Origin of the sequence: Aeromonas sp. FDAARGOS 1411, assembly GCF_019047125.1 — a bacterium.
GTDB lineage: Bacteria > Pseudomonadota > Gammaproteobacteria > Enterobacterales > Aeromonadaceae > Aeromonas > Aeromonas veronii.
The window spans coordinates 352,660-375,691 of the sequence record NZ_CP077214.1 but is presented as its reverse complement, the minus strand read 5'-3'; the positions used below and the strand labels follow the sequence as shown (position 1 = coordinate 375,691).

The window sequence follows — 23,032 nt, the reverse complement described above, 5'->3', positions numbered from 1 at the left end:
CAATTATCGCTGTTGATCTTCGATACTGCGCTCGAGCTCTTCCAGCTCGGCCTCGCCATCAATTCGTACCCCGCCCCGGGTCACCAGATGCATCTCCGTCTTGACCCCTTCCGGACGTTTGAGCTTGTCGGTGATCTTGAGCGCCACATTATCCTTGGTGCGGCCCATCTTGGCGTGGAAAGTGGGCAAGTCCTCGACAAAAACCAGCAGATTTTCCGGCATATCGACCGGAATGATATCGCCGGGTCGCAGCTCCATCAGCTCACGCAAAGTGAGTTCGGTCTCCAGCAGCTTGGCCCGCAACTCCACCTTGACGTCCATGATCTCGTCACGCAACGCCTTGCTCCAGCGTACGTCGGTATCCCCCTTGTCACTCTGCACACCGGCGTCCAGCAGCTCGCGGATCGGCTCCAGCATGGAGTAAGGCATCGCCACGTGGAAGTCGCCGCCGCCACCGTCGAGCTCGATGTGGAACGAGCTGACCACGATCACCTCGGTCGGGCTGACGATGTTGGCCATTGCCGGGTTCACTTCGGAGTCGAGATACTCGAACCCCACGTCCATCACCGGCGCCCAGGCATCCTTGTAATCCTCGAATACCAGTTTGAGCAGCATCTGGATAATGCGCCGTTCGGTCGGCGTGAACTCGCGCCCTTCAATCTTGGCGTGATAACGGCCATCGCCACCGAAAAAGTTCTCCACCAGGATGAAGACCAATCGGGCCTCCATGGTGATAAGCGCCGTCCCCTTGAGCGGGCGGAAGCGCACCATGTTGAGACTGGTCGGCACAAACAGGGTATGAACATACTCGCCAAACTTGAGCATCTGCACCCCGTTGATGGAGACCTCGGCGGTACGACGCATCATGTTGAACAGGCTGATCCGCATATGGCGGGCGAAACGTTCATTCACCAGCTCCAGCGTCGGCATGCGACCACGGACGATGCGGTCCTGGGAGGAGAAGTCAAACTGGGCTACGCCGGGGTCTCCAGCGCCGCCTATCTCTTCCTCTTCGACATCATCGACACCGTGCAAGAGGGCATCAATTTCGTCCTGACTTAACAGATCGCTCACGCTTCACCTACTGCATTACAAAGCCGGTAAACAGCACTTGTTCGATAACTGGGGAAGAGACCAGGTCCTTGAGCACCCGACGGCACTCTTCCAGTGAATCCTTGCGCAGCTTCTCCTTGCCTTCAAAGGTCATCAGCTGTTCGGCACTGGCTGCGCTGAATACCCGCAGCAAGGTGCCTTCAATCAGGGGGATATTCTGTTTGGCCAGCGTCTCGTCGGCGGTACCGCGCACCATCAGCTGGATCTTGATCTGCACCAGTCGATCTCGTTGGGCACCTGCGACGTTGAAGACAAAGGGGCGCGGCATACCGACATAGAGGGAAGGTTTAGGCGCTTCCTCTTTGGGGGCGGCCTCGGCACCTTCCGCCGCTTCAGCGGGCGGTTTATCGGAGCCGGAGAGCATCAGGAAGGCGCCAACACCACCACCGCCCAGCAAAATAACCGCCAGAGCAATGATAATGATCAGCTTCTTTTTCTTGCCCGCAGCCGGGTCTTTTAGCGTCAACTCGTTATCGTCAGCCATCCCTTGTCCACCCTAGTCTCAAACTTGTTCGATATCATAAACTTACTCGGGATTGCATCAAGCATAGAAATCAATTCCGGAACCGTTTGTCGATTCCACCAGCAAACTGGGGTTGGAAGTGGTGAGCTCCCCTTCAACCAGCCCGTTACCGGACCGCGGCTGACCACTACTCTGCCCCTGCTGCCCCTGCCCGTTAAAGGTGGGCTGGCCCTGTTGCTGCTGTTGTTGCGACTGCTGCTGTACCTGCGTCTGACCAAGCTGGATCCCCTGCCCTGCCAGCATGTCACGCAGCCGGGGCATCGCCTGCTCCAGCATCTCACGGGTCTGTCCATGTTGTACCACAAAATGGACGTTGGCCTGGCTGTCAGCTCCCATCTGGATCTGGATCTTCATCTTGCCAAGGCCGAGGGGGTCGAGCTGAATTTCCGCCTGTTGCAGTTTTTCGGCCAGCATCACATTGACCTTCTGGTGCAATTCGGCAGGTGCTTCCTGACTGGCCAGTTTCAAATGGGGTAAATTCTGCGGCTCACGGCGCAACGTCGTCTCAGCGGCGGGTGCCCGGCTATCGGCTACCTGTGGCTGAGTCTGGCTGTTCTGGCCATGCTGAACGGTCTGGCTCGGGCTGCTCTCACTGCTCGATGTCGTCGCAACCAGGCTCTTCTCCGCCTCACCGGCCTTCGGCTTTACCTCAAGCGAAACCGCTTTTCGCACCTCGTCGGTGCCCGTCACTTCCATCTGTTTGATGCCGGCTGAAATGGTCGACAACGGCGCTTGCGGCCCCTGAGATTCGGCCTGTGCCAACACCTGCTGCGGCGCCACCATCACGGGGGCGGCAGCGCTATCGGTCGGAGTCGTCGCATTTGTCGTTACGCTGCTCTGGACTGCGGCACTTTCTGCGGCACTGTGCGCCGTCCTCACGGGCGCCGAACCTTGATTAGCGGCGGTGGCTGGCTGCTGGCTACCCTCGGCGGCCCCCTTTTCTGCCCCCTTGCCAGCTACCCCATTTCCATCCGCAGCTGCTGAAGTGGTTGCAGCGCCCGCCTCAGGCTGCTTGAGCCCCTCATTGAAGGCCTTGAGCGCGGCCCCCTGAGTCGCGGCTTGCGTTGCCTGCCCCTTGTTAGTCAAAGCATTGCTGGCGGCGAGATCGGATTTACTGTCGCCAGCCTCTTTTGCAGCGAGAGGCTCAGCGGATTTGGCAGTGCTTGCCGACTCATCGACCGGCAGCACCTTGGCCAGCTGGGCCATTCGCTCGGCCCCCGTGAGGGGCTTGGTGTGCTTGCCATCAGCCCCGAGGGTTTCGCCCTTGGCAGAGGCTTTCTCCCCGGCCTGCCCATCCGCAGTGGTGGCGGCATCTTCCCCTTCAGAGGAGAGAACGGCAACAGAGGCATCGCCCTGCGCCACCACTCGCGCCGCTGAAGACGATACGGTGGTATCAAGAGTCGAATTGGCGGTCGTCGCCAGCGGCGACTGCGCCCCGGTCTGACTGGCAAGCTGGCTGGCAATTCTGGCAGCGGCAGGAGTCTGCTCGCTTTCATCAAGCGCAATCCCCTCCAGCTCACCCTCTTGCGGCAACGGATTGCCGTCTACCACAGTGGCGCTCTGTTGGGCTGCTACCGCCAGCTGGGGTGTCACTAGCGAGGTATCGAGCTTGAGGGAGTCTTGCAGACGGAGCAGAAAGTCGGTGGCAGGGACCTCTTCCACCTTGTTGTCGGCGTCAGGATCCTGCTCCTTGCTGGTCTCCTCTTTGGGAGAGGCGCTTTCGGTCGCCAAAGATTTGGCTGATCGGACATGGTTACCGCCCTGAGTGGCCTCGGCGGCGCCCTGTTCGCTGTTCCGGGCCTTGGCAATCAGGGTGGCGAAATCACCCTTGCTGTCGCTGCCGGTTCCCCCATCGATACTTTTGCTCTCGACGGAACCGCTCAGAGGCGCTTTGTCCAACCCGTTGGCCGGAGCCGAAGGCGTTTGTGTCAACAGTGTCTGCATCATGATGGGATCCCTGAATTCTGGTGGCCCCCAAAGAGATGGCCGCCGACAATGTCCATATCAAAGCAAGTTACAGGCCAGATTGATGAAAGCGTCGCAACATGGCGTACTCATCCAGCATCTTCTGCTCCTGACGCTGGGCTTTCTGCTGCTCGCGGCTCGCCTGCTTCTCCAGCAACAGCTCCACCGCCTTGCGCCGCTGCTGGGCCGCCAGCCACTCTTCACGGCGCTGTTCCAGCGCCTGACGCACCTGCAACACCCCTTCGTACTGCTGGGTCGCTGCCTGTTCGAGCTTGTTGATAAAGGCGTGATACTGGGTATTTTGCTGGGGCGAAATACCCTGCAGGCCGCGATCGGTCCACTGCTGGTGATAGATCTGGCGGTACTGGTTGAGAGCATTTTGCTGATCCATGAACAGCTTGAGATCCTGCTGCGCCTTCACCAGTGCCAGCGCACACTGCTGCTCCGCTTCCACCAGCCGATCGGCCAACAATACCAACCCTTTACTCATCGTCGACCTCTCTGTTACCGACCATCATCAGCGCATCAATGGCATCGCCACCATCTGCAAGGCTTGCAGGCCATCATCGTAGTGAATGACCTCGCGCATCCCCTGCTGCAAGAACTGATCCAGATAGGGTTTTTGAATGATGGCGCGGTCAATACGCGGATCGGAACCCTGACTGTAGGCGCCGATGGTGATGAGATCCCGGTTCTGCTGATAGAGGGAGTAGAACTGCTTGAGGGTGCGCGCCAAATCCATATGTTCCGGCGAGGTCACCATGGGCATGACCCGGCTGATGGACTTCTCGATGTCGATAGCCGGATAGTGGCCCGCATCGGCCAGCTCGCGCGACAACACTATGTGGCCATCGAGGATCGCTCGCGCCGCATCGGCAATGGGATCTTGCAGGTCATCCCCCTCGGTCAGTACGGTGAAGAATGCCGTGATGGAGCCCTGGCCGTCACTGCCGTTACCCGCCCGCTCCACCAGCGCAGGTAATTTGGCAAATACCGAGGGAGGATAGCCCTTGGTCGCTGGCGGCTCGCCCACCGCCAGCGCGATCTCACGCTGGGCCTGGGCATAACGGGTCAGTGAATCCATCAAGAGCAGCACATTAAGCCCCTGATCGCGGAAATATTCTGCAATGGCCAGCGCCGTTTCACACCCCTTTAGCCGCATCAGCGGCGAGGCATCGGCGGGAGCCGCTACCACCACGGAGCGGGCACGGCCCTCCTCTCCCAGAATGTCTTCAATAAACTCTTTCACTTCCCGGCCCCGTTCACCGATGAGGCCGACCACCACCACATCCGCCACCGAGCCGCGGGTCATCATGCCCAGCAGCACCGATTTACCAACACCGGAACCGGCAAACAACCCCATCCGCTGGCCCTGACCGACCGTCAGCACGGCGTTGATGGCGCGTACACCCACATCCATCGGCTGATGGATCGGGCGGCGAGAGAGCGGGTTGATGCGGTGTTGGGCAAACTGCACGGTCTGGGAGGAGAGAATGGGGCCGAGGCCATCGAGTGGCTGACCAATGCCGTCGATGACCCGACCAAGCAGGTTCATCCCGACCGGAATGCCGTGCTCTTCGGTAATGGGCACCACCCGGGCACCGGGGATCACCCCCTTGAGCTGCTCGCTCGGCATCAGATAGAGGCGATCGCCAGAAAAACCGACCACTTCAGCTTCCAACGTCCCATCAAGGGTATCGATGCGGCAGAGGGCACCGATGGCGGCGCGACAGCCGATGGCTTCGAGGGTCAACCCCACCACCCTGGTCAATTTACCGGCAACCGGCGGTTTGGGGGCGCTGTCGCGTACCTTGTACCCTTGCAACCGGTTCAGTAGCGAGCCGCTCATCTGGCCTCCTGAGAGCTAAAAAGTGCAGCCGGACAGCAACGTCCGGCATCGGTTATGGGCGTGAGTCCTGCGAAGCCGGTTTCTGGGACGCATTGTCCCGCAAGAAGTTGCGCAGCAACTGATCGATGCGCCCGGAGAGGGTCAGATCGATGCTGGAGAGCTCGGTCGCCAGTTGCAGATCGCCGGGGGAGAGGGTGGGATCGCTTTGCAATCGCCAGTGGCGCTTGGCGCACTCTTCGGCGCCAAATACCTGCTCGATTCGCGCGATATCGTCGGGATGCAACATCAGAGTCACCCCCTGTTCGGCGGCGGGCAGCAAGGCCAGCCCCTCTTTGAGCGCCTCCAGCAGAATGCGGGGGGAGGTCTCCGCTTCGTGACGAATAAGCGCGCGGGCCAGTTGCATCACCAGCGAGACCAGCTGCTGCTCCACCGCCTGATCCAGCTCGTTAAGCGGATTGGCAAGGCGGGCGGCGAGCCCCTGCCAGTGGGCGATCTCCTGCTCCACCAGCTCGCGGCCCATGGCCAGCCCCTCCTCGCGCCCCTGTTCGAGACCGGCAGAGTGGCCCTGTTGCAATCCTTCCAGCTTGCCCTCTTCCATACCCTTGGCATAACCGGACTCGCGCCCCTCAGCCATTCCCTCTTCCCAGGCGGCCTGACGGATCGCTTCAAGCTCTTCGGCGGTGATGCTGGGAGTCGGCTCCTGTTCGGGCTCCGGCTCCACCACCTCCTCTTCCTGCTGATACCAGTCAGGGGCAAGGCCGAGGGCATTGGTGGGCGCACCCGCCTCTACCTCGACCTCCATCTCGGGCCAGCCCCAGGTCTCAACCCGGGCATCATCGCCCTCGGGGCGCACATAACCACGCAGTTTGTTGTTCATGCTTTGCGCGGCTCCTCACCACTGCCTGATGCGGGGTTGGCATCGCAATTCGGTTTATGGGCCATGGCTTAGAGGAACTCCTCGCCGCCACCGGCACCCAGCATGATTTCGCCTGCATCCGCCAGACGACGGGCGATGGAGAGGATCTCTTTCTGGGCCGCTTCCACTTCGGAGACCCGGATCGGCCCCATGGCCTCCAGATCGTCTGCCAGCATTTCGGCCGCCCGTTTGGACATGTTCTTGAAGATCTTCTCGCGCATCTGATCGTCGGAGCCCTTGAGGGCGCGTTGCAGCAGATCCCCCGGCACTTCCCGCAGCATGGTCTGGATGCCGCGATCGTCCACATCGATGAGGTTTTCGAACACGAACATCAAATCCTGGATCTGCTGGCTCATCTCTTCGTCCGACTCGCGGATGGAGTCCATCAGCTGGCCTTCGATATTGGTATCCAGATAGTTCATGATGTTGGCGGCAGCCTTCAGGCCGCCCATCTTGGCTGCCTGGGCACCGGCCGCACCGGCGAACTGTTTCTCCATGATGTCGTTCAACTCTTGCAATGCCGCCGGTTGTACCTCTTCGAGGTTGGCGATACGCATCACCAGATCGAGGCGCACCTGCTCCGGGAACTGGCTCAGGATCTCGGCGGACTGCTCAGGCTCCAGATAGGAGAGCACGATAGTCTGGATCTGCGGGTGTTCGTTCTGGATGATGCTGGCCACCTGACGGGCATCCATCCACTTGAGCGAATCGAGACCGCGGGCGCCGGAACCGAGAATGATCTGGTCCACCAGGTTGCTCGCCTTGTCCTCGCCAAGGGCCGCCACCAACGCCTTACGCACGAAGTCTTCGCTGCCGATACCGATGTTGGTGTACTTCTGGATATCGTCGATGAATTGACGGTGCACCGCCGCCACCCGATCGTGACTGAAGTCGGACATGGAGGCCATCGACATACCGAGCCGCTGCACCTGCTTGGGCTCGAGATGACGGAAGATCTGGGCGGCATCCTCTTCATTGAGGCTCAGCATCAGCACCGCAGCCATTTCCATCCCCGACATCTGGTCGAGGATCTGGCGCTGACTGTCGGTGATGTCATTGCCGGTGACTTGACTCTTCTTTTCTTCAGGCATCTTTGTTCGTTACCCATTCTTTAATGACCTGAGCGGCCAGATCCGGCTCGTTCGCCACCAGCGCACGTACCGCCTTGAGCAAGTCTTCGTCACGGTGCAGATCCGGCAGTTTCAGCTGGCCATCGCGTACACCAAATACCTGATCGTTCTCGACTTGTGCTGACAGCAGACTCAACTCGTCGTCGCCACCCAGTACGGTGTGGTTGTCGAAATCCACTTCCCCTTCCGGTTTGGCATCCGGATAGAGCAGTCGCTTGAGCATGGGGCGAACCACGGTGACGATCAAGACGATGATCACCAGTACCGAGGCGGCAATCCGCACCGCACGCCAGAACCAGGGCTGATCGTAGAGCGGCACTTCGGCCACGGTATCCAGCTCTGGGCGATTGAACGGAATCGCGACCACCTCAAGGGTATCACCACGGGTCACATCAAAGCCAAGGCCACCGCTCAGCAAACGGCGCAATGTATCGAGTTCTGCCTGGGTGCGCGCCTCACGGGTCACGGCCCCGTCGGCACCGGGTACCGCTTTGTAATCAACGGCAACCGAAACAGTCATGCGGCGAATGCCACCCATCTGGCGACGGGTATGGCTGACGGTGGTATCCAGCTCGAAATTGCGGGTCGCCTCTTTGCGGGAACGGCCCGAAGCAGCAGCGCTGGCACCATCACCACCGGTCGCCTCCTCGGGAATATTGGAAGCGGCAGGGGGCTGGTTGGAGAGTGCACCAGGCACACCACCGTTGCTGCCACTGGCGCTGTTCTCTTCCATGGTCATCTCGGAGCGCACAGCAGGCAGGTCCGGGTTGTAAGTCTTGCGGGTCTGTTCCTGCTGAGAGAAGTCGAGAGATAGATCCACTTCCGCCGTATAGTTGTCAGCTCCCAGCACCGGGATCAGGATGGCGTCAATTTTTTGTTTGTACTCCCGCTCCTGCTTCTGCTGCATGGCAAACTCTTTGCGAGTCTGGGCCGAGATCGGGTCTTGCGAGCCGGAGTTGAGCAGGCGGCCATTCTGGTCGGTGACGGTGACGCGGGTCGGCTCAAGGCCATGCACGGCAGAGGCCACCATATCAACGATGGAGTCCACCTCCCCCTGCCCCAGCGCCGCCCCTTTCAGGTTGAGCACCACGGTGGCACTGGGTTTGCGTTCGTTGCGGGCAAACACGTTGTCTTTCGGGATAGCCAGCAGCACCTGAGCCTTGGCCACATTCTGGAACTGTTCGATGGCGCTCGCCAGCTGGCGCTCGCGGCTCAGCTTCAGACGTTCACTCTCCATCCGCTGGCTGACGCCGAAACTGGAATCTTTGAGCAGGATATCTTCACCACCGATGCTGCTATCGGTGGCATTGGCAAGACCGGCACGGGTCAGGGCCAGTTGGATAGTGGGGTAGCTTTCGGCGTTGACCAGCACGCTCTTGCCATCCACCTCGTAGGGGATCTTCTGCTGATCGAGGAAGTCGAGAGTCTTCACCAGCTCTTGGGTGGTGTAGGTGCCGAGGGGACGCATGTCCGGCTCCTTGCCCCACAGCAGGATAAACACCGCAATGGCCAGACAGATGGCAAGCCCCAGGATCAGGGTGATTTGCCGCAGCACATCGGTATTGGACAGGAAGCCCAGCGCCGAACTCTTCTGCTCATTTTCATCGAGGGCGGCGGTGCCCTCATCGTTTATCAGCAGATCGCCGTTTTGGTCAGTAGCCACGATTTATGTCCTTATTGCTGACATGTTCATGATGTTCAGTCGTCATGGTTTATTGGCGTCGCTTATACCGGCATGTTCATGATGGTTTTGTAGGCATCGACCATCTTGTTGCGTACCTGTACCGTGGCTTCAAAGGCGATGGACGATTTTTGGCCCGCGATCATCACCTCGGCCAGATCCACCGACTTGTCGCCCATATCGAAACGGGTACGCAGGTCATTGGCGGCCCCTTGCAGCTCGTTGACGTTGCCAAGCGCCTGTTGCAGCAGCAGACCAAAGTCGGAGGTTACCTGACGACCGGGTTGTGCCAGCGGCGTTGCGCCTGCTTCGATCTTGAGCGCCTGCATCTCTTGCATCAGGCTGCTTGCACTAATTTCCATTTTCCATCCCCAGACAAATCATTGACGCTGGCATGCAACAAGCAATTAGAGTGCCAATGCGTTAAAAGCGCGATGCGGATGAGTGGCCAGACCAGGCCGGACGGGTTCGACAACGGCAGATGGCTCTGATTAAATCCGACTCTGACGCCCACTTTTGCTGGCTGGCAAGGAGTCCGATCTGGATTATCGCAAACCCGTGTTCAAGGCGATGGACTACATCAGCCACCATCTGGATGACAATCCGGGCCTGGATGAGGTCGCAGCAGCGGCAGCCATCTCCACCTTCCACTTCCACCGTATTTTCAAGACGATGGTCGGCGAGACCATTGCCGGATTTACCCGGCGCCTGCGTATGGAGCGCGCTGCCCGTCGCTTGCTCGCCTCCCCCCAGAGCGACATCACCACCCTCGCCCTGGCCGCCGGGTTCTCCAGCTCCCAGAATTTCGCCAAGGCCTTTCGCCTGCACTTCGCCATGAGCCCCTCAGAATACCGCCAGCAGCAGGGGGGAAACTGGAAAAGCAAGATTGGAAACGATCCCCTTCCCTTTGACACCTATGATGGCCTGGTCATGCACCCGGTCACCGAACACCCGGGTCTGTTGCAGGGGACTAGCGTCAGGCAGATGCCCGCCCGGCGCGTGGCGTACATGCGCCGCCTGGGCCCCTATGGCAAGGAGACCTGTGAGCAAGCTCATCGGGATTTGCTCGCGCTGTTCGCCTCAGACGAGGCGATGACACCAGCGGGTACCCTGAGTCTCTATTGGGATATCCCCGATATCACCGATGAGACCCGTTGCCGTACTGACGTCTGCATCGAGCTGGGGCCAGAGATCCCCGCTGGGCGCCAGTTAACCACCCAGACCATCGCCGCGGGCCCCTATGCGGTTTGTCAGTTTATCGCTCGCGGCGATCAACTGGTTGCCTGCTGGGAAACGGCGTTTCGCTGGGTAGTGGGCCAAGGGCTGAACTGCGACGATCGCCCGTGTTACGAGCAATACCACGCAGGCACGGACCCCGACCGGGAGCATTACGTGTTTGATATCTGTATCCCGCTGATCAACCGATAAGCCGATACCTCATTTCCATTTACCCACTTCGGTGCCTTCGGGCACCGAAGCGACGGAGTCATGCCCATGAATATCAAAACGCTGTTTCTCGCCAGCCTGCTGGTAACGCTTCCCGCTGCCGCCAATGCCCAGTCACAGAGCCAGACGCTGATCTTTGGCGGCACCATCTATAGTGGTGATCCGGCGAACCCTCACCCGGAAGCGGTCGGCATTGAAGGTAAAAAGATCGTGGCAGTCGGCAGCTATCAGGAGGTCAGCGCCCGCCTCGGCAACCATGCCAATCGCCTTGATCTGAAAGGAAAGTACCTGATGCCGGGGCTCATCGACAGCCATGTTCATACGGCATTTGCCGGTTTTCAGGGGGATGACGGTTAACTTTCCTGACGCCATGAGTGAGGTTGAGCAGGTGCAGCAATTTCTGACCCGCAGCAAGGATGATCCCCGCCTGACACTGGGCGATGTAGAGCTATACAGCAATGTCTCCCTCGACTACTGGCATCAGCTTCCCCTGCTCGATCAGGTGTTCAATGGCCCGCAATACCGGCAGATCCCGGTAGTGCTTGCCGGTTCGGATGCCCACACCGGTTGGGCCAATCAGGCCATGCTGCGCAAGGCTGGCATTGATGCCGACACCCTTGCCGGTCGTTATGCTCCGCTGAAAGGCAATTTTGGCCTCACCCCATCCGGCAAGCTCAATGGCTTTGCCTCGGAAGGCGGCTGGGATGCCATCCTCAAGGCGCTGCCCCCCGTCAGCGACGAGACGATTGCCAAGGCCATCATGACCGCCGCCAAACAGCTCAATCAGGTGGGCATTACCGCCTGGATGGACCCTATCAGCAACATTCGCCCCCTCGCCCCCATCTTCAACGCCGAGCCGGATCGCCGCGATACCGGCCTGCTGCCGGCGTACAGCATGCTCTCCCGGGAAGGCAAACTGACCGGACATGTATCCGCACTGGCACTGGTGGGGATCCACGCATCACCCGCCATCATTGATGACGTATTGGCGCTGCAACAGCAGTTTCAAGATGCCCCGGACGTTAAACTGGTGGGGATCAAGATCCTGCAAGATGGTGTCATCGAGTATCCATCCCAGACCGCCAAGTTGAGCGAGCCCTACCTCAACCGTCCCGGTTACAGCGGCAAGGACGATCTGGACAAGCAGCGTTTCAACGAGCTGATCCACACCGCGGATGCCCATCAACTTATCGCTCACTTTCATGCCATCGGCGATCGGGCCGTCCGTGAATCCCTCGATGCCATCGCCTATGCCCGGGCCCACAATCAGGATCACCGCTTGCTGCACAGCATCACCCATCTGGAGGTGGTGAGCCCGGCCAGCATTGCCCGTTTCAAACCACTCAATGTGGCCGCATCTATGCAACTGTTGTGGGCCGGGAAAAACGTGGCGACTACCCTGCTGCTTGAAGGAAAAGTGCCTCCGGCACTGCTAGCCCGCCTCTATCCGGCAGGCAGCTTGCTGCAAAGCGGCACCATTATCGCCGGTGCCAGTGACTGGCCGGTCTCCAGCCCCAACCCTTTCCTCGCCATGTATACCGCGCTCACTCGTCAAGGGGAGCTTGGCTTGCAGCCCCCCGCCAGCGAACAGATCAGCCGTCAGGCCATCTTGCAGGCCTATACCCTCAACGCCGCCAAGGTAATTGGACGGGAGAAAGAGATTGGCTCCATCAGCGCGGGCAAGAGTGCTGACCTGATCTTGCTGGATCGCAATCTGGAACAGGTAGCAAGCGAAGAGCTCAAGGAGACCAAGGTGCTCTGGACCATGTTCAAGGGCAAGCAGGTCTATTCAGCCCACTGACACCGAGAGAACAAACAGGCCCGCACTGCGGGCCTGTTGGCGAGATCACGACAAGCGTATGGCGTGCAGTGAGCAACCGATAACGGCGGGATTAGCGGCCCGTTTCAGTCAAGTCCTTGTCAATCCAGTATTTGGAGCCGGAGATATTGGCATCGAGCAGCAGGCCCTTCTCGCCAATCTGGTAGATCGCCATGCCGCCATTGTATTTGGCGGTCAGCTCGGCGCTCTCCTTGCCGGCCACCACGCCCACTTCGGAGGTGGCTTCCCACCCCTTGGTCACGAAGGCATCGAATCTGGCCTTGTCTTCAAACAGGATCACCTGCTGATAGAACTTGCCGCCAATCCCGGCCGCCAGACCCGCACCAAACATCTTCATATAGGTGTGCTTGCCGGTTTTGCGATTGACCGCCACCCCGGCCCCCTGATTGGTATGCAGCATCAGGGAGAACTTGCGCGAATCGAACACTGCATAGCCATAAGCCTTGTCAAACAACAACTTGGCTGATGGCTGCTCGTTGAACAACCGGATCAGCGCAGTGTCGGCCATGGTATTGAGCGCGATCCTCGCCTCTTTCGCCGTCTTGGGGTTGAGCATCTCGTTGAGCTCCTTGTCGGCCGCCTTCAGCCACTCCTTGCCGGTCGCGATGCTCTTGTCGGTCCAGACCCCGGCGGTATTGAAGGCATCCTCCCCCCAGGCCGAGATGGAGGCCCAGCTCTTCTTGGAGAAATCGCTGACATCCTGCCACACCTCCTTGCTGGTCTCGCTCACTGCCGCTCCCAAATCGGACGCTGCGGCCTTGAGCTTGGCCCAGTCGGCATAACAGGGTGAGAAGGCCAGACTCAGTGACAAGGCCAGCAACCAGTTACGCTTGTTCATTTTTTCACTCCCGTATTGTCGAGTGTCTGGGTTACCTGGGGCGATCACCTACAACAGGCTACCCGCTGAAAATCACTCCCGCATTATCGGAAGGGGAATCCGGTTAAGCAATCATTGAGTCCTGTTTATACCGCCACAGCCCGACAGCGGTTAACAAAAAGGCTGCTCATCAAAGAGGAGCAGCCTTGTTAAGCACAGTAAAACCGGACGGGCTTATTCGACCATCATCACCTTGCAGGTGTTGGTACTGCCCACGGTTTCCATCTTGTCACCGTGAGTCAGCAGCACCATGTCACCGCTTTGCAACAGCCCCTTATCCTTGAGCACGGCCAGCGCGTCGCGGCACACTTCGTAGACCGGTTTGGTCTCGTCACCGTCAAACATCACCGGAGTAACGCCACGGTAGAGGTTGGTCCAGGCCAGGGTCTTGTTGTGGGGAGACATGGCGAAGATCGGCAGACCGGAACTGATACGGGACATCAGCAGCGGAGTGGTACCGGACTCGGTCAGCGCGACGATCGCCTTGACCCCTTCCAGGTGGTTGGCCGCATACATGGTGGACATGGCTACCGCTTCTTCAACGGAAGTAAAGGTGTAGCTCATGCGGTGGTTGGAGACGTTCAGGCTCGGATGCTTCTCGGCACCGACACAGACGCTCGCCATGGAGGTCACGGTCTCGATGGGGAACTGACCGGCAGCAGTCTCGGCGGAGAGCATCACCGCATCGGTACCATCCAGCACGGCGTTGGCCACGTCCATCACTTCGGCACGAGTCGGCAGCGGCGCATTGATCATCGACTCCATCATCTGGGTGGCGGTGATCACCACGCGGTTGAGACGACGGGAGTGGCGGATCAGCTTCTTCTGTACGCCAACCAGCTCGGGGTCACCGATCTCGACACCCAGATCGCCACGGGCGACCATCACAGCATCGGAACCGAGGATGATGTCTTCCATCGCCTCATCGGTGGCGACGGTTTCGGCGCGCTCAACCTTGGCCACGATCTTGGCATTGGAACCGGCTTCGCGGGCCAGCTCGCGGGCGTAACGCAGATCATCGCCACAGCGCGGGAAGGAGACAGCCAGATAGTCCACATTCATGCGGGCAGCAGTCTTGATGTCTTCCTTGTCTTTCTCGGTCAGGGCCGGAGCGGAGAGACCGCCCCCTTTCTTGTTGATGCCCTTGTTGTTGGAGAGCGGCCCGGCCACGGTCACCGTGGTGTGAATGCGGGTGCCTTCAACCTGCTCGACCTTCAGCTGCACACGGCCATCGTCCAGCAGCAGGATGTCGCCCTGCACCACATCGTCTGGCAGGCTCTTGTAGTCGATACCGACCTGCTCCTGACAACCTTCACCCTTGCCGAGCGCCGCGTCGAGAATGAACTTGTCACCGATGGCCAGATAGATTTTGCCATCCTTGAAAGTGGAAACACGGATTTTCGGGCCTTGCAGATCACCCATGATGGCGACGTGACGACCGAGCTTGGCAGCAATGTCACGCACCTGATTGGCGCGCAGGATATGGTCTTCAGCAGTGCCGTGAGAGAAGTTCATCCGCACCATGTCGGCCCCGGCGCGGATGATCCCTTCTAGGATCCCTTCGCGGTCGGTAGCCGGACCGAGTGTGGTTACAATCTTTGTACGTCTAGGCATGAAAGACTCCAATATGAAGTTGATATGACTTGAGATTCTGCCCCATCAAGCCCATGGCTCGATGCACCCGTTTACAAACCATCTGGGTGGTTTTTGTTATTAAATTACAATACTACACCAAGGCGGGTGGCATAGACAGTCGGGGGCCGGAGCCCCCGACGGTTCAGGAAGAGTGCGGGGTTTCGAAGCGGGATTCGCGCAATCCCTCTTTTACTTTCTTCAGATTTTCGCGAAATTTCATCCCCCGGCGCAGGGTAAACCCGGTCGCCAGCACATCCACCAGCGCCAGCTGGGCGATGCGGGATGCCATCGGCATATAGACATCGGTATCTTCCGGCACATCCATGGAGAGCACCAGATTGCACTCGCGGGCCAGCGGGGAGTCCTTGGCGGTCATGCCGATCACGGTGGCGTCGTTCTCGCGAGCCAGCGCGGCGATTTCGACCAGCGCCTTGGTGCGACCGGTGTGAGAGATCAGCACCACTACATCCCCTTCGCTGCTGTTGATGCAGCTCATGCGCATCATGACGATATCGTCAAAGCTCACTACCGGAATGTTGAAGCGAAAGAATTTGTTCTGGGCATCGCGGGCAACGGCGGAGGAGGCACCAAGGCCGAAGAAGCTGATTTTCTTGGACTGGGTCAGGATATCGACGCAGCGGTTGATGGCAGAGATATCCAGGCTGTTTTTGGCGGCATCCAGACAAGCCATGGTGGATTCGAAGATCTTGGCGGTGTAGGTATCAGGCCCATCTTCCGCTTCCACATGACGATTTACGTAAGGGGTGCCATTGGCCAGGCTCTGGGCCAGATGGAGTTTGAAATCAGGAAAGCCCTTGGTATCGAGACGGCGGCAAAAGCGGTTGACGGTCGGTTCACTGACATCGGCCATCTTGGCCAGAGCGGCGATGCTGGAGTGGATGGCGGTCTGGGGAGACGCCAGGATCACCTCGGCAACCTTGCGTTCTGATTTACTGAAACTTTCCAAGTTGTTCGTAATTTTATCAAGGGTATTCATCATCACCACCAGGCGTTTTTGTAATTTAGCTTCAGTGTCTTTGCACTCAATCTACGGCTAAGCAAGTTTCCATTCAAGCTAAGGACTATACAAGACAAGCGGTTATCGCAACTAACGCCTGCCATACAAAGTATGACTCATCTCTAATTATTTCGTACTTTTCGTTACAAAACGTCACCTAGCCATGAAAGCGCTTACAAATGTTGCAAAGCAACAACACTGTGAGCAGGCGCACGTTTGTATCGATCCGGCGGGTGAGCAAGCCTGAGCTCGGATAGAATGGGCCGTCATAATCCAACAATAATCTCGGGACACCAGAGTCGTCCCCATCCTGTAACGAAGGAGTTGTTATGCAGCATACCCATGCGCTGGTCGGCGATGTCGGCGGCACCAATGCGCGTCTGGCCCTGTGTGAGCTGGCCACCGGTACTATCTCTCAGGCAAAGACCTACTCAGGTCTGGCCCACCCCAGCCTTGAAGCCGTGGTACGCCTCTATCTGGAGGAACACAAGGTTCAGGTGGCTGAAGCCTGCATCGCCATCGCCTGCCCCATCAACGGTGACTGGGTTGCCATGACCAACCACAGCTGGGAATTCTCCATCAGCGAGATGCAGAGCAATCTCGGGCTGGCACGCCTGCAAGTGATCAACGACTTTACTGCGGTCTCGATGGCGGTGCCGGTATTGGCTGAATCGGATCGCATCCAGCTTGGCGGCGCCGCGCCGGTAGCGGGCAAGCCCATCGCCATCTATGGTGCGGGCACCGGCCTTGGGGTCGCCCATCTGGTCAAGGCGGGTGAGCAGTGGCTGAGCCTGCCGGGTGAAGGTGGTCATGTGGATTTTGCTGCCAACACCGAAGAGGAAGATGCAGTGCTGCAGGTGATGCGAGGCGAATTGGGCCATGTCTCGGCAGAGCGTTTCCTCTCCGGCCCGGGCTTGGTCAATCTCTATCGCGGGCTGGTGAAATCCGATGGCCGTGAGCCAGAGCCGTTTGCCCCCAAAGACATTACCGAGCGCGCACTGGCCGGGGAGTGCCTCGATTGCCGTCGCACCCTGAGCCTGTTCTGCGTGCTGATGGGCCGCTTTGCCGGCAATCTGGCCCTCAATATGGGTACCTTTGGCGGCGTCTATATCGCAGGTGGCATAGTGCCGCGCTTCCAGGAGTTCTTTACCGGTTCCGGTTTCCGGGTCGCCTTTGAAGACAAGGGGCGCTTCAAGTCCTATCTCAAGGAGATCCCGGTGTTCCTGATCACCCATGAAGGGCCGGGGCTGCTCGGTGCGGGCGCTTACTTGCGGCAGTCGATGGGGATCACAATCTGATTGAAGAGGGGAATGAGGCGGGATCATCCATGGTTCAGCCTCGATTCAGTGTGAATGGCATAAAGTAGCCGCACGTAACCAAGAGTGTTGTGCTTCACAAGGAGTGGAAAGCGACTCTCATCCGCTGGATACGTTTGTCACCTGACAAGCCTGAACTGTTTCAACCGGCCTTTTGGCCGGTTTTTTTTATGTCTGAATATCCGGGATTACTGGGCCAGCGCCTTCAACTGCGCCTTGTCTGGCGGATTGTTCCAGTCGATGGGACCGTGGGTAAAACGGTACTGCAACCGTGGCAGGCTGGTCTCCAGCCACTCTTCCCGAAAATAGGCATAACCCTGATCCCAATCCGGATCATTGGCCCAACCGCTCTGGAGGAAGTAGAGGCGAGTGCCCTGCCCTTCCGGCACAAATCGCAGGCAAACCTGGGTCTTTTGCTGGCGGATATGGGGTAGGCTGGGCGGGAAATTCCAGCTGAAACTGAGCAGGTCATAGGGCATGACGGCCATGACCCGGCACCCTTCGCTGCCACGTTCACCCAGCGGGGCATCGGGCCTGAAGTAGATCTCGAAAGGACCATTCGGTTCGGCCACCATCAAACATTCGGGAGCCAGAAAACTGCGCAGACCGCTTTCGGTAGTCCAGGCGTGCCAGACATCGTCTATGTGCGCCGGAACAAAAATGTTGCCTTCAATCAGTTTATTGTCCATAAATCAGCGATCCTCAAGCCATCCATACAAGGGACTCCGGCAGTATAGCCCCATGGCAAATACAATGGACAGTGCTTAATCACACCCTTGTCATTTGCATCGATTAACCTGCCGCTGTGCAGCTGCCTCAATGAACATTGGCTTGATCCGGGAGGGCATCATGATCCGGCTCATGGAAGAACACGACATTCCACAACTGGCTCGGCTGTTTTTGAAAAGCCGCCGCCACACCTTTCACTGGGTCGATCCCGCCCGTTTCCAACTCGAGGATTTCGAGGAACAGACCAAAGGTGAACAGGTGTGGGTATCCGAGCAGGGGGGCAATATCTGCGGCTTTATCGCCATCTGGCAGCCCGATCACTTCGTCCATCACCTCTATGTGTCAAGCGACTGGCACGGCCAGGGGATCGGGCGCGCCCTGCTGGAGCGGGGCCTCGCTGATTCGCCGCACGGCTCGCTCAAGGTTGCGACCCGCAACACGGCGGCAGTAGCCTTCTACCATAGGCTGGGCTGGCAAAACAGTGATGAGACAGGCCACTGCGATATCACCGGCCCCTGGTGCAAGTTGCTTAGAAGCTAGCGGGACGCCCGGCACCTGCGCTTTGCGGCTGAACAGGCACCAGCGGTGCCGGGGGGAAGAACCAGCGGTAGAGATCGAACCAGCCATCTCGCTGGGCAATCACAACCTCGTGCACCGGATCGCGCTGGAAGATCGCCACCTTGTTTTCAGTCAGCGGCACCCAGGCATAGTTGACCAGCGCATATTGCGACTGGATCAGGTTGTACTCATTGAGATAGGAGTCATCGTTACCCGATTCGTGCAGTTGGGTACGACTGTCGATGAGGTAAACAAGCTGGTTGAAGAAGGTAAGTTGAAAACCGGTCACCCGCCACTTCTCCCTGGTCGCCTCCTCCTCTTCGATCACGGTGATTTTGCCCCAGCGGCACACCCCGTGATAGTTGACTCCATTGGCCGACATTCTCAGGTCGTAATGGCAGCCCAGACTGTTGATAAACATCCCGACCACAAACAGCAGCACGACAAGCAGTGGCAACAGCAGCAAGGTATTTTTCAGCGTTCGTTTCATCAGAGATCCCTTACAGCGTTTTTTCGAGCTCTTTATAGGAGAGCATGCGAACCTGGTGGCCGGAGACCAGCACCAGCGATGCCGGTTTGACTGGTGGCACATCGCTCCGTGCCTCCATCTGGCAAACAACGCCGGTCGGCGAGTCGGTGCAGTGCACATGGAGCCACTCGAAATGGAGATAGCTGGCGACAAACGCCACCAGCACAACCAGTAGCAGATTGACGTATATCAGGCCCCTTGCCAGCATTGGCCGCCCGATACCGCTGAGAAAGGCAAGTTTGGCGCGCTCACCAAAAGAACGGGGAGCAGCAGGCTCTTTGATGACCTCGTGGTCGGAGCTTGGTGATGTCGACGGTGACTGCGCAGCCACTGCAGGCGTGGGCTCGCTCATCGGCTCGGACAAGGGCTCACTCTCTGTTGGCAGTGCCTTGCCGTAATAGCTCTTCATCTTGCAGTTCAGATGCAGAGAGTACCCTTTTTTCGGGGTACTTCTGATATCCAGCGTCTGGGGGGATGAGGCGAAGTGGCGGCGAATATTGGCGATGGCCACGTTCAGTGAGTTGGGGCTGATGGGGCGACCCAACCAGCCGATTTCGAGCAACAGATCCTTGTCGCACACCTCGTCATGGTGATCGAGCAGATAGCTGAAAATGAGGCTCTCTGCCGATGAAAAGCGCACCACCCGGGCGCTTTGCAAGTTGTCCTTGTCGGCACAGAAGATCAGCTCTCGCCTTTTGACATCAAAGACATAATCACCAAAGTGATAGGCTGATATGTTATTGCCTGGCGCAACCCCCGTCATACCAACCACCTGTTATTTGCATTCATCATGAAGAAGATGGGATTCCACACCTGATAAAGCCAGATGGCGGCTCAGGACTCGCTGTAATTAAACGAAATTCTAAAGGGTCGAGATCAGCGGCACAATAGATGCAGGCAGGCATGAGCAGGGAAAATGAAAATATGCGTCCAGCGCTGTCGGACTGCGTATCGGGCAGAGCATGATGCTGCGAGTTTCGCGTATCGCGGTCACGCCAATCTCAGCTGAGCAGTGACATGGGCATGACGAAAAGCTCTGCTGGACAAGGCCCCTTGCCCCTCACAACATCTCGCCGCGCCTCAAAATAATGGGAACTGGCCTGCACCGCAGGATGATCCAACGGGGCGAAGTGAACTGACTAGACCCGAAACTGCTTGAGGAGGGTGTCGAGTTGGGCCGACAGCTGCCGCAGATCGCTACTGGCCTCGGCAACCTGTGCCACTCTGGCCGCACTCTCGCTGTTGAGGGTCGCAATCCGGTTGACGCTATGGCTGACCGCCTCTGCCACCGAGTGTTGTTCTTCCGATGCCTGGGCGATATACATGTTCATCTCGCGGATCAGGCTGACCTGATTTTTAATTTTCTCCACCGATATCTGCACATCTGCCGCCTCGATGCCGGCGCGGGATGCCTTCTCCTGACTCTGTTGCATGCCGGCCCCGACATTCTGGGTCGCTTGCTGCAACCGCTTGATACTGGCGCTGATCTCCTCCGTCGACTGGCGAGTACGGCCCGACAAGGTGCGCACCTCATCCGCCACCACCGCAAAACCGCGCCCCTGATCACCCGCCCGCGCCGCCTCGATGGCCGCATTGAGGGCAAGCAAATTGGTCTGCTCGGCAATGCCGTTGATCACCTCGATGATGGTGCCAATGCTGCTGCTCTCGGTCGAAAGGGTGCGCATCAGGGTGGCGACTCGCTCCACCTCCCCCACCAGTTGATGGATGGCCTCATTGGCATGGCCCGCCAGATTGTAACCCTGCTCCACATAGAGGTTGGCCTCATCGGTAGCGCCAGAGGTTTTCACCGCGTTACCAGCCACTTCCTGCACTGCCTGACTCATTTCGGTAATGGCAGTAGCGACCTGATCCAGCTCGGATTGCTGGGCGTCACTGCCTACCCGGGTATCTGCCGAGAGGGAGTCACAGAGTTCGGCGGTTTGCAACACACCGGCAGAGAGCTCGTTGATCTCCGCCACCATCTCCTGCAACTTGGCAATAAAGTGGTTGATGTTGGTGGCCAGCGCGCCCATCTCATCCTGGCGGCTGATCTTCAGACGCCGGGTCAGATCCCCCTCTCCTTTGGCCAGATCAAACACCGCCTGATTCATCTGATGGAGCGGCCTGAGCACATTGTGATGAATCAGCACCATCAGCAACGCGATGATGCAGAGATCGAGCACTAGGATCTGCCAGACGGTGGTGATCAACTGCTGGCGCAGTTGGGCCTGAATGGCGGCATCACTGGTTTGTACCAGCAATCGGGCCACAGTGTTTTTCTGACCGCTGTCGTCGTAGACCAGATCATACCCCCCATAGGCCGCCGTATCGGCGGGTATGGCCGCTATAGGGGAAATAGTGCCCGCTGCATCGCGGGCAAACCCGGCCACCAGCTTCTCCTTGTTGACCACCAGCAGTGTGCTGAGCATATCGGCCGCCAGCTCGGATTTGAGCGATGCCTCGATAAAGGCCGACTCATAATTCCACAAAGGGCCAGGCAAGGAGAGCTGCAGTCGCTTGATCGCCTGCTCGACCAGCTGAGCCTGTTTGCTGTAGCTCTCCGCCTTGACGGCGTGGTAGTTGTAAGCGCCAAACAACACCAGTAGCAGACTCACCGACAGGGAGGTCAACACGGCAATCCTGAACGTCAGACTTTTCCAATCCATGGTTTCCTCCCGGTTTTACGGCAGCCGGCGCAGTGCCATTGAGCGGCACTTGCTATTGGTACTGTTACTGGTACTTGGCATTGATCTTGTCGATGGTGCCATCCGCCTTCATGGCAGCGAGGATCTCGTTAAGCTTGGTGATAAGCTCATCGGGCGTATCCTTGTTAAACGCCAAGCTCATCTGGGTTTCCTTGAACACGAAGACCGGCTTGGGTGAAGCTACTTTCTCCTTGCTGGCCAGATAGGGCGCCAGATATTGGCCAGTTGCCCAGAGATCGATGCGGCCAGCCTCCAGTTTCTTCACGTTGGCGGTATCGTTGGCAGCCAGCTGCAACTTGGCAAATCCCTGGGCCTTGAGATATTCGGCGGCCGCATCGCCGTTATAGCCCCCCACCGAATACTGCTTGGCCTCTTCCAGTGAAGAGACTGTGATATTGGCCGTCGAGCTGGAGAAGAACACCCAGTTGTTATTGACCAGCGGCCCCACCCATTTGAACAGCGCCTCACGCTCCGGGGTACGAGTCGTGGAGTAGAGTGCGGTGTTGGGAGTGCTGAGGGTATCTTCATACGCCCGCTTCCAGGGCATCAGGGTCAGCTTGTATTCGACGCCGGCACGCTTGAGCAGCTCTTCGACCACCTCGGTCGATAGCCCGACAATCTTGCCCCCCTCCCCCTGCATGTTGAACGGAGGGTAATCCTCGGTCATCACGTTCAGTGGCGCAGCCTGAACTGCGCTTATCGCCATCATGGAAGAGACTGAAAAAATTGCACTTTTCCACAGCAGTTGATAGTTCATTGCAACCTCGCTTTGCTTGCCATTCATCCCTGAACATCCGCCGTTACCGATGGCGGTGCACATCTGACCCGCTGGGGTCATGCCGGCTTTCACGGCTCGCCGCCCACCCATGTGCAGCAGCAAACAGATCCGGATTTTGCCAGTGCGCAACGAAACGCAATCGGCGGGGGAGGCTCACGACAAATCGAGGTGGAAACATGCCAGGGCAGCATGAGGGGAGTGTGGAGGGGGCGGATAAACCTCTGCCATACAACAGCGCTGTGGCGAAGCAGAAGCGCATCGTTTAATGACCAGGGTCTGGGAGAGAAATGATAGAAAACGCCAACATCCATTTTCCCATACTGCTCGAGGAGACCTCAGAGCCAAACCTGTCCTTTAGCTAAGGTCACGAAAAGAGATACGTCAAATGAGAGCGCTAACCCCCTCATCTGCTTCCAAATTAGAT

At 58.4% G+C, this 23,032-nt stretch carries 20 protein-coding genes and 1 pseudogene; 4 read left to right on the top strand and 17 right to left on the bottom strand.

The window, feature by feature from the left end; all coding sequences use genetic code 11:
* Positions 1–3: 3 nt before the first annotated feature.
* From fliM to fliE, 9 genes are all read right to left on the bottom strand, one after another.
* Positions 4–1,074 carry a flagellar motor switch protein FliM gene (gene fliM, locus I6L41_RS01665; RefSeq protein ID WP_005334736.1) on the bottom strand — a complete coding sequence of 357 codons (1,071 nt, stop codon included), beginning with the start codon at positions 1,072–1,074 and terminating at the stop codon, positions 4–6.
* A 7-nt stretch (positions 1,075–1,081) separates the two neighbouring features.
* Positions 1,082–1,597, bottom strand: coding sequence for a flagellar basal body-associated protein FliL (fliL, locus tag I6L41_RS01660; protein WP_042054463.1), 516 nt, complete (start codon positions 1,595–1,597; stop codon positions 1,082–1,084).
* 57 nt (positions 1,598–1,654) lie between these two features.
* Entirely contained in the window at positions 1,655–3,583 is a 1,929-nt protein-coding gene (locus I6L41_RS01655; RefSeq protein ID WP_216961532.1) for a flagellar hook-length control protein FliK, read from the bottom strand.
* Between the two features lie 67 nt (positions 3,584–3,650).
* The gene (fliJ, locus tag I6L41_RS01650) at positions 3,651–4,091 is read right to left on the bottom strand and encodes a flagellar export protein FliJ (protein ID WP_005334746.1); all 441 of its coding nucleotides are present in this window, start codon (positions 4,089–4,091) and stop codon (positions 3,651–3,653) included.
* A gap of 27 nt (positions 4,092–4,118) precedes the next feature.
* Positions 4,119–5,450 (bottom strand): flagellar protein export ATPase FliI, encoded by a 1,332-nt coding sequence (fliI, locus tag I6L41_RS01645; protein ID WP_005334747.1) that lies wholly within the window; start codon positions 5,448–5,450, stop codon positions 4,119–4,121.
* 52 nt (positions 5,451–5,502) lie between these two features.
* Complete coding sequence (gene fliH / locus I6L41_RS01640; RefSeq protein ID WP_216961528.1) at positions 5,503–6,327, bottom strand: flagellar assembly protein FliH; 825 nt, start codon at positions 6,325–6,327, stop codon at positions 5,503–5,505.
* A 68-nt stretch (positions 6,328–6,395) separates the two neighbouring features.
* Complete coding sequence (gene fliG / locus I6L41_RS01635; RefSeq protein WP_005334749.1) at positions 6,396–7,457, bottom strand: flagellar motor switch protein FliG; 1,062 nt, start codon at positions 7,455–7,457, stop codon at positions 6,396–6,398.
* Positions 7,450–9,159, bottom strand: coding sequence for a flagellar basal-body MS-ring/collar protein FliF (fliF, locus tag I6L41_RS01630; protein ID WP_216961525.1), 1,710 nt, complete (start codon positions 9,157–9,159; stop codon positions 7,450–7,452). The genes fliG and fliF overlap by 8 nt, the downstream gene beginning before the upstream one ends.
* Positions 9,160–9,221: 62 nt before the next feature.
* Complete coding sequence (fliE, locus tag I6L41_RS01625) at positions 9,222–9,539, bottom strand: flagellar hook-basal body complex protein FliE (protein WP_005353687.1); 318 nt, start codon at positions 9,537–9,539, stop codon at positions 9,222–9,224.
* 154 nt (positions 9,540–9,693) lie between these two features.
* Between fliE and I6L41_RS01620 the strand changes: the two genes are divergently transcribed.
* On the top strand, positions 9,694–10,605 hold the full coding sequence (locus I6L41_RS01620) for a GyrI-like domain-containing protein (RefSeq protein WP_216961522.1): 912 nt from the start codon (positions 9,694–9,696) through the stop codon (positions 10,603–10,605).
* 66 nt (positions 10,606–10,671) lie between these two features.
* Positions 10,672–12,424: pseudogene (locus I6L41_RS01615) on the top strand (amidohydrolase).
* Between the two features lie 91 nt (positions 12,425–12,515).
* On the opposite strand, the gene I6L41_RS01610 reads toward I6L41_RS01615, so the two are convergent.
* The 3 genes from I6L41_RS01610 to I6L41_RS01600 all read right to left on the bottom strand — a co-directional run bounded on the left by I6L41_RS01610 (position 12,516) and on the right by I6L41_RS01600 (position 15,972).
* The gene (locus I6L41_RS01610) at positions 12,516–13,301 is read right to left on the bottom strand and encodes a hypothetical protein (protein ID WP_216961519.1); all 786 of its coding nucleotides are present in this window, start codon (positions 13,299–13,301) and stop codon (positions 12,516–12,518) included.
* Between the two features lie 213 nt (positions 13,302–13,514).
* The gene (gene pyk / locus I6L41_RS01605) at positions 13,515–14,954 is read right to left on the bottom strand and encodes a pyruvate kinase (RefSeq protein WP_005353698.1); all 1,440 of its coding nucleotides are present in this window, start codon (positions 14,952–14,954) and stop codon (positions 13,515–13,517) included.
* Positions 14,955–15,117: 163 nt separating this feature from the next.
* The gene (locus tag I6L41_RS01600) at positions 15,118–15,972 is read right to left on the bottom strand and encodes a MurR/RpiR family transcriptional regulator (protein WP_005334759.1); all 855 of its coding nucleotides are present in this window, start codon (positions 15,970–15,972) and stop codon (positions 15,118–15,120) included.
* A 350-nt stretch (positions 15,973–16,322) separates the two neighbouring features.
* Here I6L41_RS01600 and glk point away from each other — a divergent pair, with 350 nt between their 5' ends.
* Complete coding sequence (glk, locus tag I6L41_RS01595) at positions 16,323–17,291, top strand: glucokinase (protein WP_005334764.1); 969 nt, start codon at positions 16,323–16,325, stop codon at positions 17,289–17,291.
* 206 nt (positions 17,292–17,497) lie between these two features.
* Here glk and I6L41_RS01590 read toward each other — a convergent pair whose 3' ends face one another.
* Positions 17,498–17,998 carry an SRPBCC domain-containing protein gene (locus I6L41_RS01590; RefSeq protein WP_005334766.1) on the bottom strand — a complete coding sequence of 167 codons (501 nt, stop codon included), beginning with the start codon at positions 17,996–17,998 and terminating at the stop codon, positions 17,498–17,500.
* Positions 17,999–18,158: 160 nt separating this feature from the next.
* Here I6L41_RS01590 and I6L41_RS01585 point away from each other — a divergent pair, with 160 nt between their 5' ends.
* On the top strand, positions 18,159–18,578 hold the full coding sequence (locus tag I6L41_RS01585; RefSeq protein ID WP_216961516.1) for a GNAT family N-acetyltransferase: 420 nt from the start codon (positions 18,159–18,161) through the stop codon (positions 18,576–18,578).
* Here I6L41_RS01585 and I6L41_RS01580 read toward each other — a convergent pair.
* The 4 genes from I6L41_RS01580 to I6L41_RS01565 all read right to left on the bottom strand — a co-directional run bounded on the left by I6L41_RS01580 (position 18,568) and on the right by I6L41_RS01565 (position 22,587).
* Entirely contained in the window at positions 18,568–19,086 is a 519-nt protein-coding gene (locus I6L41_RS01580) for a hypothetical protein (RefSeq protein WP_216961513.1), read from the bottom strand. The genes I6L41_RS01585 and I6L41_RS01580 overlap by 11 nt on opposite strands.
* Positions 19,087–19,096: 10 nt before the next feature.
* Positions 19,097–19,888, bottom strand: a complete 792-nt coding sequence (locus tag I6L41_RS01575; protein WP_216961510.1) for a winged helix-turn-helix domain-containing protein — start codon at positions 19,886–19,888, stop codon at positions 19,097–19,099.
* Between the two features lie 376 nt (positions 19,889–20,264).
* Positions 20,265–21,791 (bottom strand): methyl-accepting chemotaxis protein, encoded by a 1,527-nt coding sequence (locus I6L41_RS01570; RefSeq protein ID WP_216961508.1) that lies wholly within the window; start codon positions 21,789–21,791, stop codon positions 20,265–20,267.
* Between the two features lie 64 nt (positions 21,792–21,855).
* Positions 21,856–22,587 carry an ABC transporter substrate-binding protein gene (locus I6L41_RS01565; protein WP_216961505.1) on the bottom strand — a complete coding sequence of 244 codons (732 nt, stop codon included), beginning with the start codon at positions 22,585–22,587 and terminating at the stop codon, positions 21,856–21,858.
* Positions 22,588–23,032 lie beyond the last annotated feature (445 nt).

Bases quoted from the DNA above. Each gene is read 5' to 3' on its own strand.
- fliL (WP_042054463.1), bottom strand. From the start codon at position 1,597: ATGGCTGACGATAACGAGTTGACGCTAAAAGACCCGGCTGCGGGCAAG.
- fliG (WP_005334749.1), bottom strand. From the start codon at position 7,457: ATGCCTGAAGAAAAGAAGAGTCAAGTCACCGGCAATGACATCACCGAC.
- I6L41_RS01585 (WP_216961516.1), top strand. From the start codon at position 18,159: ATGATCCGGCTCATGGAAGAACACGACATTCCACAACTGGCTCGGCTG.
- I6L41_RS01655 (WP_216961532.1), bottom strand. From the start codon at position 3,583: ATGATGCAGACACTGTTGACACAAACGCCTTCGGCTCCGGCCAACGGG.
- I6L41_RS01570 (WP_216961508.1), bottom strand. From the start codon at position 21,791: ATGGATTGGAAAAGTCTGACGTTCAGGATTGCCGTGTTGACCTCCCTG.
- I6L41_RS01600 (WP_005334759.1), bottom strand. From the start codon at position 15,972: ATGAATACCCTTGATAAAATTACGAACAACTTGGAAAGTTTCAGTAAA.
- fliE (WP_005353687.1), bottom strand. From the start codon at position 9,539: ATGGAAATTAGTGCAAGCAGCCTGATGCAAGAGATGCAGGCGCTCAAG.
- I6L41_RS01575 (WP_216961510.1), bottom strand. From the start codon at position 19,888: ATGACGGGGGTTGCGCCAGGCAATAACATATCAGCCTATCACTTTGGT.
- I6L41_RS01610 (WP_216961519.1), bottom strand. From the start codon at position 13,301: ATGAACAAGCGTAACTGGTTGCTGGCCTTGTCACTGAGTCTGGCCTTC.
- glk (WP_005334764.1), top strand. From the start codon at position 16,323: ATGCAGCATACCCATGCGCTGGTCGGCGATGTCGGCGGCACCAATGCG.
- fliH (WP_216961528.1), bottom strand. From the start codon at position 6,327: ATGAACAACAAACTGCGTGGTTATGTGCGCCCCGAGGGCGATGATGCC.
- I6L41_RS01590 (WP_005334766.1), bottom strand. From the start codon at position 17,998: ATGGACAATAAACTGATTGAAGGCAACATTTTTGTTCCGGCGCACATA.
- fliI (WP_005334747.1), bottom strand. From the start codon at position 5,450: ATGAGCGGCTCGCTACTGAACCGGTTGCAAGGGTACAAGGTACGCGAC.
- I6L41_RS01580 (WP_216961513.1), bottom strand. From the start codon at position 19,086: ATGAAACGAACGCTGAAAAATACCTTGCTGCTGTTGCCACTGCTTGTC.
- I6L41_RS01565 (WP_216961505.1), bottom strand. From the start codon at position 22,587: ATGAACTATCAACTGCTGTGGAAAAGTGCAATTTTTTCAGTCTCTTCC.
- pyk (WP_005353698.1), bottom strand. From the start codon at position 14,954: ATGCCTAGACGTACAAAGATTGTAACCACACTCGGTCCGGCTACCGAC.
- fliJ (WP_005334746.1), bottom strand. From the start codon at position 4,091: ATGAGTAAAGGGTTGGTATTGTTGGCCGATCGGCTGGTGGAAGCGGAG.